Here is a 14,351-nt window from a genome sequence, read left to right on the forward strand (position 1 = left end):
TTAAAGAGGCAACACGACCGGAATTCGTCGAGCTAAAAAAAAGAAGAAGCGCACAGATACTTGAATATCAACGACAGCTGAATCGAGACAGTCAATGTTAAATACATCACGTCTATTGTACGTTCAGGAATATGAAGGCAATTAAGCATCAATCTTTAGCGTGACGGCTATGCGCGTCAGCCTAGAGATGAAGTCATTGAAGGTTGAGCGGTCTAATGCAATATCTTCATTTTCGTGCTTGGCAACTTGTCAAACATCGTTATCAAAGAGTGATACTTCCGCTATTGATTTGTTCAGACCAATAGCGGAGCTAGGCGACTTTTAGCGAACAGGAATAGGTTGCAATCTTTCTAACTTAGACGCGCGATAGTTGATTATCGTCGTGACTATGATAATAGCAATACCCAAAGTATTGATAAAAAGGTTAGGTACCAACATAGTAAACCCTGCTAATAATAATAGGCCACGGGCGGCTATTGGGAGTTTGGTTGCTAATCTTCCTTCAATAGTACCTGCAAAGGAGATGATTAATCCAAACGTTAAAATAACAGCTTTAACAAAATCAATATTTTGACCTTCCATCCAGATCAACCCAGAAAATGCCATCATGATCGGTATAATAAAAAATCCTTGAGCAAGTTTAAAAGCTTGGACTGCAGCTTTCATAGGTGACGTGTTGGCAATACCGGCGGCTGCGAAAGCAGCTAAAGCAATCGGGGGGGTTACGTTAGAGGTTTGCGACAACCAAAATACAATCATATGCGCAGCGAGTAAACCAACGCCTAACTCAGTTAAACTTGGAACAGCCATAATTGACAATACAATATATGCAGCCGTTACCGGTAACCCCATACCGAGAATAATGGCAGCAATTGCAATAAGTCCTAGTACAGACCATAAATAACCGCCAGAAAGGGCCATTAAAAATTGTGTAAACTGTAGGCCAATACCTGTTTGGCCGACTACACCAACAACAATGCCTGCGGTACCACAAGCTACTGATATAGGTAGCGCTAGTAATGCGCCTTCTTTCATACCTGCAAAAAAGACCGCTATCGTAATTCGGCTGTGTTTTCTACACATTGCTGCGACCAATATCGCAACGCACCCAGAAATACCCACTAATATAGGCGAGTAACTCATCAGTAGCAGAGTGGTTATTAAGATTAATGGCACTAAAAAATGCCAGCCATCTTTTAGTACAGTAGAGATTTTTTCAGTCACTTCCATACCCTGTAAGCCTAGCTTGCAAGCCATTAAATGCACATACAGCAAGGTACAAGTAAAGTATAATATGGCTGGTGCAATAGAGACTAATAATATCTCACTGTAAGGAATGCCGGTAAATTGTGCCATCACAAAAGCACCTGCGCCCATCACAGGCGGCATGATCTGGCCACCCGTTGATGCAGCGGCTTCAATACCGGCAGCTTGCTCTGGTTTATAGCCAAGTTTTTTCATCATAGGGATTGTTAATGCGCCAGTTGTCACAGTATTGGCAATGGCGGATCCTGAGATTGAGCCTAGAGCTGCAGAAGCAATAACACTGGCTTTAGCTGGTCCGCCTCTGTACTTTCCGGCGATAGAAAAAGAGGCGTCAATAAAAAACTTACCTGCCCCCGTAACCTGTAAAAAGGCTCCAAATAATACAAAAATAAATACTACACCTGCGGCAATTGCAAGTGGCGCACCGTAGATCCCATTGGTTGAAAATACATGGAATCGGACAATTTCTTCTATTGAAAACCCTCTGCTGGCCACAACTGAAGGCAATGCGTCGCCAAAAATTGCATAGAACAAAAATAGTGCCGCAATTAATACCATTACTGCACCGACTGTGCGGCGTGTTGCTTCAAGCAATAACACGATAATAATTAAACCGGACAACTGGTCCAGCGTCGTTAAACCATCGAGTAGAAAAGAAATATCATCGTAATCAAAGGAAATAATGTGATATGAAGCCCACGCAGTGGCAATGATAAAAACTACGTCAATACAACGACCAAATAGATATAGCGCTGAGGAATGTTGGGACTTAACTAACGGAATAGTTAAAAAGACTAAGACTAGTACCCAACTTAAATGGATGGGTCTAAAAACAGGCGCAGATAAATCTGCGGTTATGCCCTGCCATATTTGGAAGATTGATAATGCTATTGCCGCCAACGCTGCAATTAACACAACTTTGTTTGTTACCCAATTACTCGTCGTTGTTTGATCCGTCATGCGATTCTCCGAAGGTAGTCGTGATGGCTACCAACTCACTCATTTTTGTGATTGTATTTCTAATTTAGGCTGGTGCTTGACTGCAGCGGTTTGAATCCTTATTTGCTGCAATCAATATTTACTATCCGCCTCAATTACCATTCATCAGCGTGATTGTTTAGTTGTATGCAACTTACTTTTGTTCTTTTAAATATTTTAACGATCCGGGGTGTAAGTTGATTCCGTCTAGTTTGTTCATATTTTCAAGCGTTGTATATTTAGTGACGCTAATCACTTGATTGATTTTTTTCATATTCTCAAAAGCAACCTTTGTCATCTGATAAGCAAGGTCGGTATCGAGATCCTTGTTTACTATCAGGATATTCCATACGGCTGGTGCGCTAAACGCGGTAACATCCTTGTAGCTGCCATCTGGAACATCCATTGCTTGATATGACGCATTGTTATCCGAAACAGCTTTAAGCTCTTCTGGTGTAAACGATAGAATTCTAATCTTATGAGTGAACGCCAATTCAGTGATTGCACCAACACCGACACTGCCTACGACTACGCCTGCATCTATCTGACCTGCTGAAATAGCATCGGTTGTCGCGGTGTAATTTAGAGATTGAGCATCGATATCCTTGTCACTTATGCCCAAGGCCGAAAGAATATTAGTTGCACTCACGCGTGTCCCAGAGCCAGGCGCACCCAGTGAAATGCGTTTGCCTTTTAAGTCTTGAATTGACTGTATATCTGAGTCTGCTGATACAACGAATTGAACCACATTAGGGTACAAAGCAAATAAAACGGCTACATCCATTTTACGAGGAAAAGGCTTAACACCTTCATGCGCTTGCAATACCACATTACCCATGGCGATTCCGGCGAGTTGTCTTTTGGTAGCAACTTTGATGGTATTTTCTACTGAAGCAGCCGTTACTTCAGCTCGCATATCAAAGTCTTCAATATTTTCGCTCCAGATCTTCGCTAACATCCCCCCAAGTGGATAGTAGGTACCGCTCTGGCTACCAGTACCAATAGTGTATGTTTCAGCTATGGTGTTAAGCGAAAGTAAGCACGTTAACCCTAGGATCCCATTCTTTAAAATCTTACTCATTTTACTAACCCCATGTGCAGGTAACGAAGCCCGCAGTATTAAATTTTTTGCGTTGAATCAACGTAAAAGTTGCTGAAATGTTGTTTAGCAAAGTGCTAAACAGTGTGGGTAAATTCACCTTGTAAAATTTACTTTTCATCATTATCAAACGTCTCTATTGTCATTGGGTTACCGGCAATCATTTTGATTACCATGCATATGAAGTGCGTATGTACCAGCTTCCTCCAGTGAAACCATAGGGCGAATACGTATCATAGAAGTTAGTCCCTAAAGAATTAGCTAAGCGTTCCTTTGGATAAACATTGAAGATGTTGTTAGCGCCAGCAAAGAACGCGAGTCCATTTTCTAATTGATAACCGGCTTCTAGGTTAACTATCCATTTTGCTTGGTTATCTGTATCGAGATTCTCAGTAGTACCCTTGACTGTCCATCGACCGAAGCGAGTGGCGCGAGCATTTATCAGCCATTTATCTAATCCGTATTTGGTAGAAATGCTAAGTTTTGAATCAGGTACTGCATCGGTATAGGTGCCTAAACGTTCACGATCGAACTGCTCTATTTGCGAGCCATCAGCTAACACTAAACCTGATAACTCCTGTGGATTTTCCAGCGAATTAACAACATCAACTTTGTTGTAATTGCACCGCTTAGGATTAGATTGCCCATCACCATTTTAGGCGACCACGTAGCAACGATATCGACGCCACGACTTCGTGTATCAATGGCATTCGTAAAATAATTTACAGCGCCTAATGATGCATCAATGCCTGCTTCATCAAGAAGGGCTGAAATTTCATTACCAATAGTACCGCCAGATAAAGCCAAACGTTTATCGCCGCGATTAAATTGAGAAGATTGCGCGATACGGTCATCTACATCGATTTGATAAAAATCTATGGTAAAGGATGTATTTTCTAGGGGGGTGTAGCTAATCCCAGCGCTAACATTAACGGATGTCTCAGGAGTTAGAGGACCTGCCCCTAAAGCCTTTGCAGCGAGATCGGTCGGAGGTAAAGTCTGACGTAACACAATAATTTCAGCGAAACCGTCGTTATCCAAATCGGTGAATTGTCCACGACTACCACGGAAGCCCAATTGTTGAATACTTGGTGCTCTAAAGCCAGTATTTATCGAAGTCCGAAATGCCACGCTGTCGCTTATCTCATAGCGGAGGTTTATTTTCCACAATATTTCATCACCAGCCGAGTCATTAAATTTTTCGTAACGTAGCGCGCCTGCTAAAAAGAGCTTTTCGGAAACGTCCCATGCTAAATCTATGTATCCATTTATATTATTTCGAGAAACGTTACTTTCGGCTTCAGGAGAAAAGCCTGGGTAGCCTTGTGCACCTGGCTCTAACCCATTATTCCCGTCAGCGTAACTTAAATACTCCCCTTTGAGTATTTCAAAACCTTCTCGTCGATATTGCAGACCAAATGATACTTGAAGATCGCTGTTTTCTAATATGAGAGAGCGGGTGGCATCCAGTTGAATTATCATTTCCTCTGAGTTCATATTACCCAGAAAAAACGAGGTTGGACTGCCTGAGCCTAAACTGGCATTTACACCGCTGGTATTATTCCAAGAGGTATCATCGAAGCCGTAGCTCACTGATAAATCCCAATCATACTCTACGCTCGTACCCGTAAGACCTGCGACCACTTCAAAATCACTTTCTTCTATTTGCTCTTCTGGACGAAACCCTAAAGGGAAAATATCGATAATATTACGCGTGTCACTAGGAAGTCGGTAAGTAAATGTCAGATCTGATATACGATGAGCGTAAGAAGCAAAGCTATACAGCTGGGTGTCATGAAGACTAGCCTTAGCATGTACACCAAAAATATTTGTCGTTTGCGGGAAGTTACCAAAATTCTTGGTCACCATACGATCAATGCTGCTTTCTCTAGGATCAAAGCTTCCGTCTTCTAAAAGGGCAAATAGGTTTCGTCCACCGTCTTCGGGTAACGCTAAAGTGCGAGCACGGTTGGATAATTTACTTTCAATAAAATCATAGGATAGATTGATATAACCATCGTCACCTAAGGCGAATCCATTGCTTATGCCAACACTGAGATTTTCGCCGTCACTGCGATCAAAGTTCTCTCCAGAGGAAATGACAGCTCTGCCCGTTCCAGGTTTATCTTTCAAAATAACATTTATCACCCCAGCGATGGCATCGGAGCCATATTGAGCTGATGCCCCATCTCGCAGTACTTCGATACGGTTTATTGCGGAGGTAGGGAGCATATTTAAGTCGACTCCAGCTGAACCACTGAATAAGCCAGTGCTGGTATTGATTAATGCGGTCTTGTGGCGCCTCTTGCCGTTAACTAATACAAGTGTTTGATCTGGATTCAAGCCTCTTAAGCCTGCTGATGCTATAAACGTTCCCGTTCCTCCTCCGGAACGTTGCGGTAAATTTAGTGATGGAACAAGAAATCGCAATGATTCAAAGAGTCCTGCTTGACCTTGCTGTTCAAGTTGTTCACTGCTGAAAACATCGATGGGAATAGGGCTTTTGATAACGGTTCGAGGATTACCTCGTACTCCTGTGACGACTATATTTTCAAGTTCACTTTCCTTAGCAACCGACACCTTAGTGGGTGGAATAGATACGACAACATCAGTATCATTAGTTTTTACTTTCCCCTTCAAACTTGTTTTGTTCATATTATCTGTTTTTCGAGAACCCTTTAAAGCACTCGAATCATCGCCACTTGATTCAATAAAAATTGTAGAGTTCGCGTAAATTGACCCTTTGAGACCAGTCCCCGCAAGCAAATTAATCAGCCCAGCTTCAACCGAAAAGCGACCTCGTAGGGTGTTTGTTTTCATTGAAGTCACCAGAGCTTGCGGAAAAATTAATGCTAAGTTAGTTGCTTGCGCAAAGTTTCTTAACCCGTCTCCGGCGGACGTTTCAGGTATGTCAAAATAGACAGTCGTTATATTTTGTTTTGTCAGATCATTGTTCTCTGAAGCGAACGCCGATTTGCTAACGAGCAACATAAATACGACAGCGTTTAGTATCTTTCGAATCATCGTTTTTCAAACTTCAAATTGAAAACGACAATTTGTGAAACGAAACAGACGAAGCAAACAATAGGCTGCGATTCAACTCTTCTATACAGAGAAATAAAAAAGAGAAATCCGCTACTTTTTTTTAAAATAATTAGCATTAATTTGATTGGTAACATGTTTAGCTATTCGGATTAGTGATGTAGTAATTTCCCCCACTCATTTTTTTCACTTTTAAACCAAGATTTAATTCCAAAGTAGTAAAAACAGTCTCCAGATTGTCTATGGGGTAAAATCCACCCACCTTCATTGATTGAATTGACGCATCCGCAATAACAATATTTAGGTTGGTGTAACGCGATAATTCAGCTATCACATCCGATAATGGCTCATCATCGAAAGATAGGAAACCTTTTCTCCAATACAGTTTTTTCGCAATGGATTTATCGCTTTCTCGCTCAACAGACTCAACTTCATAATCATCAAATACAACGTTATTACCCGCACCAACAATAACTTCATTTCTGCTTCGATACCCAGTTTGGTCTGTTTTAGGGACTTCATTTGATTTTTCTTTCGCCCTGACTCGTACTGTTCCATGAGATATTAAGACATTAACCAAATTCCCATCAAGACGTACTGAAAAATTAGTCCCAAGTGCTCGAATATCGCCAGATCCTGCTTTGACAGTGAAAGGCCGACTTTTGTCAGGCGCGACGCCGAAATTAGCTTCACCATGTAAAAGTGTAATATTTCTCTGCTCACGACTATAAGAAACTTCTACCATACTGTTTGTATTTAGTAATATCTCGGAGCCATCGGTCAATATTATATTTTTTTGTTCACCTATTTGGGTGAAGTACTGGCCATTTTTTGAAGTGTTTTCCAACATGGTTTGTAAATAGAAAAGAAACGGTATAGCGATAATTAGGGAAGCTAAAACTGCTGTTTTATAGGTAAATTGAGTAAATAAATGACCAAAAAAAGTACGTTTTTCTAGTTTCCTTGTTGATTGCTCTTCAATCGAGCTACGCTCTCCTATTTCTGACATTGTGTCCCACAGCTGTGAGAGTCGTATTAATTGCTTTTCGTGTTCGGGGCTTATTGCAAGCCAATTATTCAACTCAGCCTTTTCAGCAGTCGTAAGCTCATCTCTTTCAATACGGGCAATCCAATCGCTCGCTTCGCGCTTGATTTTTTCAATATTATTTGGAAAATTAACTACTTGAGTCATTCCTATTTACTCTTTCTATTATTCATATTTGGTTCGATATCACTTGTTTTAGTGGGCCCAATCTGTTGCTGTTTGGTAATATAGTCATCGCAGCGCTCCAATCCTTTTGCTATATGTTTTTCAGTGGTACTCACCGCAATATTTAATTGAAGAGCTATATCTTTAATTCTCACACCATCTAATAGCCTTAACCTTGTTACCTCTTGGCATTGTTTGGGTAAAGAATTTAACGCCGCAAGCAATAGCGCTTTTTCCTGTTGCTTAGATAAATGAGCAAAAGCATCCTGTTCTTTGCTAATGAGTAATGACTCACCAGAATCCTCTATGTATTCAGTAATTCGTGTGGATATTTTTGTATTTTCACGAATAGCTAAATTTTTAGTTGTTTTAAATAAATATAATTTAGGAAATTTAATTTGCTTTTGTTTATCTGCGACAAAGGTTTTTACGAAGGCTTCTTGAAGAATATCTTCTAACTCGTATTCTTTTTTGACATATCGACGTACCACATTAGCTAAAGAAGATTTACACTCTGAAAAAACCGAAAGAATAGATTTTTTCCTTAATACGTCCTCTTGCATCTCTAATCCTCACTGTTTTTACATGGCTAAAAATTAACCATTACAAAAGTAACTCCCAAACTTTAAAAATTTGGGAGGGTGATGTCCTGTAAAAATGCGACAAAACGTCACAGAAAAATAGTAAAATATTGTGGTAGATTTCAATGTTTCTCGTCTAACTTACCGTAGCCTCAAATGCGGCAATTGGCATTGAAAGCTTATTCCCTAGGTGAAGCATTCAGAAACAACATTGTTTTTAGAACATACTGATTAAAACTTTGCTGCTTAAGGTTTTAATGAGCTAGTGTTACTGCTTTTTTAGTAAATACTAAACGCTTTTGATTTGCAATATAGTTAATTCTGACTGTTTCATGGCAGCGAACTACCGGAACAGGAAGCCACTTTCATCTTTAATTAATGAAACGATGAACCGTTAAGGTTTACTTTAATGAGTATCATTTCTGACTTCGTTCAGCAAAAGTTTTAATATTGATCTCCGCTACTTTTTCCCATGCTTCGTTGGGCACTAATACTGACATAGCGTAGTGGGCTATTTTCCAATTGCCGTTGTCATTGATAAGCACGCCTGTACCACGAAAGCGGCCCCATTTTTCAGAGACAGTTATTTCGTCGAACCAAGCGATATTTTGTTCGGTTGAAAAATTGACGTTTCGCTCGACTGATTTATACGTCCAGCCAGTGCCGCCCGCAAAGCGCTCTGCAACGTATTTGTCCAACGACTCAGGTCGCGACCAGCGTTCCCAATCATCGGTACCCATAAAAACGCCGGTATCGGTAAATGAACTGAGGTAGGCGTCTAAATCAGCTTGACTGGCTGCTTCGTGTAAGCCATCAATTACTTGGTTTACAGCTTGTGTCGCTTCAGTTTTTGTTTGGGCAAATGTACTAAGTGAGCAAAAAAGCCCGATCGTGATGATGATTAGATATATTTTTTTCATCAGTAACTCCATTGACGACGTGTGAATATGTTTTGAAATTTTTCATTTAAATTAATAAAAGATAACAAGGCAGGCGTTTGTGTTTACTGCCTTGTATCTTTGGTTCATTGATAGAAGGTAATGCCCAGGGTTAGAAACCGCCTCTGAACGTCATGCCAATCGTACGCGGTGTAACACGTATACTGGCTGGTGGATCAAACGGCGGACGCCCAATCGCGCGCACGACACCATCGTCATCAAACATGTTATTGGCAAAAAGCGATATCTCGTACCCTGAGAAGCGTATGCCAACGCGCATGTTGGCCAGTGTATAGGCATCCATTTTACGATAATTGGAATTCTGTTCACTGAACTCAGTACTGCGGTCATCTGTGTACTGCACATTTACCCAACCGAAACCTTCTAAATTTTCGTTTAGCTGCATAGAATATTCGACTGAAGTGGTGAACGATACTTCAGGTACGAACGGGGCAGCATCGCCTTTTTGAGCATCTAGATTCGGCACGTCGGCATCAAGAGAGGTATTGATGTAGGCGCCGCCTGCGGAGAGGACTAGTCCTTCAACGGGTTTGACCGTAACCTCGAGTTCAACGCCTTTACTGGTTGCGTCACCAACGTTTTCTTTGAAACCAAAGCCACATTCAAAGCTACGACTGGTTTGCATATCAGTCCAGTCGATATGGAAGTAAGTGGCATTGTAGCTCACCGTACCTTGTGAATCGCTGCCTTTGACGCCGATTTCGTAGTTCCAGATTTCATCTGGATCGAAGAAACGTGTATCACCGCCATCTCGTTCTACCTCGGCTAGTTCATCGGCACATACGGATGCAGGTATCGCTCCGTTGATACCGCCGTAACGGAAGCCTTTAGCTGCTTGGGCATAAACTAAGTTGTCGCGATCTAAGTGATAAGACACATTTAATTTGGGATTAAACCCGTCAACGCTCCCTTTAGGACGAGTGTCACTGTTGGCTTCGCCGTTGAATAGTCCAGACTGATAAAACTCAATTTCTTGTTCCCAGTTAAAGTAACGTAAACCAGCGGTAATAGATAAATCGCCGATATCGTAATAAGCCTCACCGAAAAAGGCGTAGGTTTTAACGGTTAAGTCATCAAAGCCGTAAAACAAGTGATCATCTGGGGCGCCGAATGCAGAAGAGGGAACACCTAAGATGGCGTCAGCTCCTGGTACGGGAAAGGTATTTTCATAAAATACGTCTTTCTTGTCAGCATAAGCGCCTACTGTCCATTGTAAATCGCTGTCGGTGGTTGAGGCCAAGCGCAACTCTTGTACGTACACTTCTGAATCAGTTAAATCTACTAGTTCATGGGGGGTAATGCCCGGCGGTAACGCGGATTCAAACAACAAATCCAATGAGCGTGGGTTAACAATAGAGCGGTCAAAGTAAGAAGTAGAACTGACTAACTCAGCCCAATCTAGATCGTACGTAAGGGTAACGTTGGCGATATCCATGGTATCGTCGTAGCCATCAAAAGATGGATAGTCACGTACGAATAAAGGAGTGGAGTCGATATCAACCGGACGGCCATTGTCTGAGTAATCATGGTGTAAATAGCTGAAATCGATGCTCAATTCATTGGTAGGAATATACAAAGCCGAAATTTTCGCACCCTTGGAATTACCGGTATTTAGGTCTTTTTCGCCTGTCAGGCTGTTGTCAATATATCCACCATTGTCGAGGTAATAACCACTGATCCGCACGGCTAATTCGTTTTCAATAAGCGGCACGTTCACAAGCGCTTTGACGGATTGGTTATTGCTGCCATGTTCAATTTTCGATGCACTTAGTTCGTATTTTCCCTCGAATTCAGTCAGATTCGGGTCATTAGAGACCATTCGCACGGTTCCTGTCATTGATCCCGCACCAAACAATGTGCCTTGCGGACCACGCAGAACTTCAACTCGTTTAAGGTCAAACAAGGCAAGTTCGGGGTTCATGCCACCCATTGAAATGGGGATTTCATCTAGGTAAATACCTACGGTTTCTTGGTTTTGGGTGTCGTTATCATTCCCACCACCATTTGCCACACCGCGAATAGATAGGCGTGTGCGCCCTGGACCATTTTGATAAGCCGTTAAACTTGGCACCACACCCAATAAATCGGTGAAATCGCTGGCTCCCAAATTATTAATCAAATCTTCGCTGACCACATTGATGCTGATCGGTACGTCATTCATTGACTCAGAACGTTTGCGTGAGGTAACGATTACGCGTTCATATTGTGCGCTCTCTTCAACTGCTGGTGCGCTGCTCTCTTGTGCTTCAAGGGCGGTAGAGCCAATAACAGAGGCAACGAGTAGCGCAACACGAGAAGGGGGAAATACGCGTGTGCTCAAGGTTTTATAGGTGTGACTCAATGTGTGTGTGTTGTCCATGGTGTGATGCCTTTTATTGGTCAAAGTTAAGCAACGTCTATTGCTTTTAGGGTGAAAACGGCCAAAGACGTGCTATGAATTGTGTATTTTTATTTTCATAGTCACATTATTTTCAACGTTAGTTTCGGCCTGTTTAATACGCACTGCAATCACTTATTTTGCTGGTTCGACCTTATAAAAGCTAATGATTACGCGGGATTCGCGTCATAAAATACCCGAATTTATTATTCAATTTATTTCACATTTATGGTGCGTTTCTATTCCTGTTGGTGCAACCCGATGACAGATGAGGCAATTTAGTGGCTAGTGATATCCCCCAGCTTTATTATTTTAACTAGTCGGATGTGTGGTTAACGGCAATAAAAACGTCGAAATATACTCTGATACCTGATCTGAATTTGCCCTGTGGTCGAAATTGGTACGTTTATTGTGATGTATTTAGTTAATCCTCAGAGAAGGGCATTCGCCGAATAGGCAATTATCAGTGCAAATAGACTAGGAAACACACTCGTGAAAATTACTAAAGAAATCTTTCGTCCGACACTACTCAGCGTGTCACTTGCCGCTTTATTTACCGTAAACCCTACCTTTGCTCAAGACGCCGATAGTTTGGCCGCAGACGAGCCAGCAGAAAAGATTCAAGTCATGGGTCGCCGAATTTCAGAAACAGAAGTGGCGATCGGTACCGACGAAGTCACCAATACCTTAGCCGTCACCCGTGAAGCGCTATTATCTGCGCCAGGCGGTATTTCAGGCTTAAAAATGCTAGAGAGTCTGCCGGGCTTTAACGTACAAACTGACGGAGCGTTGGGCTTATATGAATTTGGCAACTCTGTTAATGTGCGGGCGTTTAATTTAAGCCAGATGGGCTTTGTGTTAAACGGCGTGCCAATGGGTCGTTCAGATGCCTTTGGTGGTAGTCCAATTTTCAGATACGTAGATAACGAAAACTTAGCGTCTGTGGTTGCATCTCCTGGTGCCGGTGATGTGTCAGCGCCGAGCTACTCAACATTAGGGCCGATTGCGTCTTATTATTCTGTTGACCCATCAGATCAAATGGGCGGCATGATGTCGATAACCATAGGTGACGACGACTTACAACGTTCATTTATAAAACTAGAAACAGGTGATTTAGACGGATTTAGGGCTTTTATTAGTCGCTCAAAAACCGACAGTGACTTATGGCGCGGTCCAGGCACAATTGACCGAGAGCACATTGAAGGTAAAGCCATTTATACCTTTAGCCCAGAAACTTCATTGGAATTTAGTTATGTAGCGAATGATTTCTTTGATTATGACTCGCCGTCAGGCACCGCTGCTACCTTTGCTGATAATTATTACTACAGCTACGAAGATTCCATTCCTGAGGGCTGTATTTCTGCTCAACCTGAGGTATACGATTTTAATCAAGACGGCACTATCGATCAAACTGATTTTACGCCCGTGTTTACCGGCAGTAATTGCACTAGCTATTATGAAGACCGAGTTAACGTACGTGATGATAAATTATATTCATTGCAACTCGATACCTACCTAACAGATAACTTGCAATTTACCGGCACTTATTACTTCGAAGATAAAGACGGTTACGGCGTGTCACCAGATACTTATAGTAATACCTTAGGGATTTATGAACGCCAAGCTGCAGCAGGCTTAGATGTTGTTCACCCCCGTGGAGTACAATATGGTTTATCGTCTGTGGGTGGCGACCGAAAAGGCTTCGTGGCTGATTTTAGTTTAGAGCTTGAAAACAACCACATTGAATTTGGTGGCTGGCGCGAAAAAGACACGTACCACCGGACGCAGCAACGCCTTAACAAAACGGCCGGCAGTGCTGATGGCGACGTGATTTGGGATGAAGTGGCTTACTACCGCCGTGACTACACCTCGGTCCGTGAAACTACCCAGTTGTATTTAAAAGATACCATCAGCCTGCTAGATGATGATTTAAAACTTCAGGTTGGTGTGAAGTCACTGAATGTTGATTATTCTTTAGATGGTTATCGAGATTACAACGATTATGAGATTAACAGTGAAGCGGGTTATGGCCCTCAATCGGTTGGGGGTAAATTTAGCAATCATTTCTTACCTTCGTTAGGGGCGGTTTACACGCTAAACGATACTGACCAAATCTTTGCCTCATACTCGCAGAACTATGCGTTGCCCAGTGGCACAGATGACATATACGATAACGCGGTTAGCTTTGAACCTGAGACCCCAGAGGGTGAAGAAGCCGATAATTACGAGTTAGGTTACCGTACTAATCAAGAAAGCTTCAATGCCGCCATCGCATTATTCTATACCCGCTTTGATAACCGGCTTTTTGCCAGTAATGTATTTAACCCAGCCACACAGCAACCTGAAGGTTTTTATATAAATGGTGGCGCTTCAGAAGCCTATGGTTTTGAATTAACTGGGGTGTATCAGCCTGAAACGTTCAATAAAGAACTCTATTTAAACGCAAATATCTCATATAAACATGCAACGTTGATTGATGGTTTTGATAGCAACGCTGCGGGCAATAAATTGGCCGACAGCCCAGATTGGCTGATGACCGCTGGCATTACATACGAGCCTACAGAATGGATAGTGGCAAACGTTTCAGCTAAATACACCAGTAGTCGCTTTACTGACTATGGTGAAACTTATGAAATGGACAGTTACACCACCGTTAGTGCGTATGTTGATTTAGGCGGTATTAACCCGTTTGGTATGCCAGAAAATGTTAGCTTACGTTTTAATGTAGACAACTTGTTCGACAAAGAAGTATTGTCGTTTGCGTTTGTTGGTTCAGCCTTTTATCGTCCGCTGAGCCCGCGCAATTTCCAAGCATCGTTAACGGTAGCATTTTAATTAA

The 14,351-nt window shown here is 42.0% G+C and carries 9 protein-coding genes; 1 reads left to right on the forward strand and 8 read right to left on the reverse strand.

Going from position 1 to position 14,351, the window contains the following annotated elements; all coding sequences use genetic code 11:
- Window positions 1–321 precede the first annotated feature (321 nt).
- The 8 genes from GQR89_RS04075 to GQR89_RS04105 all read right to left on the reverse strand — a co-directional run bounded on the left by GQR89_RS04075 (window position 322) and on the right by GQR89_RS04105 (window position 11,494).
- On the reverse strand, window positions 322–2,226 hold the full coding sequence (locus GQR89_RS04075; protein ID WP_158768883.1) for a TRAP transporter fused permease subunit: 1,905 nt from the start codon (window positions 2,224–2,226) through the stop codon (window positions 322–324).
- A 172-nt stretch (window positions 2,227–2,398) separates the two neighbouring features.
- Window positions 2,399–3,325 (reverse strand): TAXI family TRAP transporter solute-binding subunit, encoded by a 927-nt coding sequence (locus GQR89_RS04080; protein WP_158768884.1) that lies wholly within the window; start codon window positions 3,323–3,325, stop codon window positions 2,399–2,401.
- Between the two features lie 187 nt (window positions 3,326–3,512).
- The gene (locus GQR89_RS21625; protein WP_255455672.1) at window positions 3,513–3,905 is read right to left on the reverse strand and encodes a TonB-dependent receptor; all 393 of its coding nucleotides are present in this window, start codon (window positions 3,903–3,905) and stop codon (window positions 3,513–3,515) included.
- Window positions 3,905–6,163, reverse strand: a complete 2,259-nt coding sequence (locus GQR89_RS04085) for a TonB-dependent siderophore receptor (protein ID WP_255455673.1) — start codon at window positions 6,161–6,163, stop codon at window positions 3,905–3,907. The genes GQR89_RS21625 and GQR89_RS04085 overlap by 1 nt, the downstream gene beginning before the upstream one ends.
- Before the next feature lie 361 nt (window positions 6,164–6,524).
- Window positions 6,525–7,577, reverse strand: a complete 1,053-nt coding sequence (locus tag GQR89_RS04090; RefSeq protein ID WP_158768885.1) for a FecR domain-containing protein — start codon at window positions 7,575–7,577, stop codon at window positions 6,525–6,527.
- Window positions 7,578–7,579: 2 nt separating this feature from the next.
- The gene (locus tag GQR89_RS04095; RefSeq protein ID WP_158768886.1) at window positions 7,580–8,158 is read right to left on the reverse strand and encodes an RNA polymerase sigma factor; all 579 of its coding nucleotides are present in this window, start codon (window positions 8,156–8,158) and stop codon (window positions 7,580–7,582) included.
- A gap of 434 nt (window positions 8,159–8,592) precedes the next feature.
- On the reverse strand, window positions 8,593–9,096 hold the full coding sequence (locus tag GQR89_RS04100) for a nuclear transport factor 2 family protein (protein ID WP_158768887.1): 504 nt from the start codon (window positions 9,094–9,096) through the stop codon (window positions 8,593–8,595).
- Window positions 9,097–9,226: 130 nt separating this feature from the next.
- Window positions 9,227–11,494 (reverse strand): TonB-dependent receptor, encoded by a 2,268-nt coding sequence (locus GQR89_RS04105; protein WP_158768888.1) that lies wholly within the window; start codon window positions 11,492–11,494, stop codon window positions 9,227–9,229.
- A gap of 510 nt (window positions 11,495–12,004) precedes the next feature.
- Here GQR89_RS04105 and GQR89_RS04110 point away from each other — a divergent pair.
- The gene (locus GQR89_RS04110) at window positions 12,005–14,347 is read left to right on the forward strand and encodes a TonB-dependent receptor (protein ID WP_158768889.1); all 2,343 of its coding nucleotides are present in this window, start codon (window positions 12,005–12,007) and stop codon (window positions 14,345–14,347) included.
- Window positions 14,348–14,351: the final 4 nt, after the last annotated feature.

It is taken from the genome of Paraglaciecola sp. L1A13 (assembly GCF_009796745.1).
Lineage (GTDB): Bacteria > Pseudomonadota > Gammaproteobacteria > Enterobacterales > Alteromonadaceae > Paraglaciecola.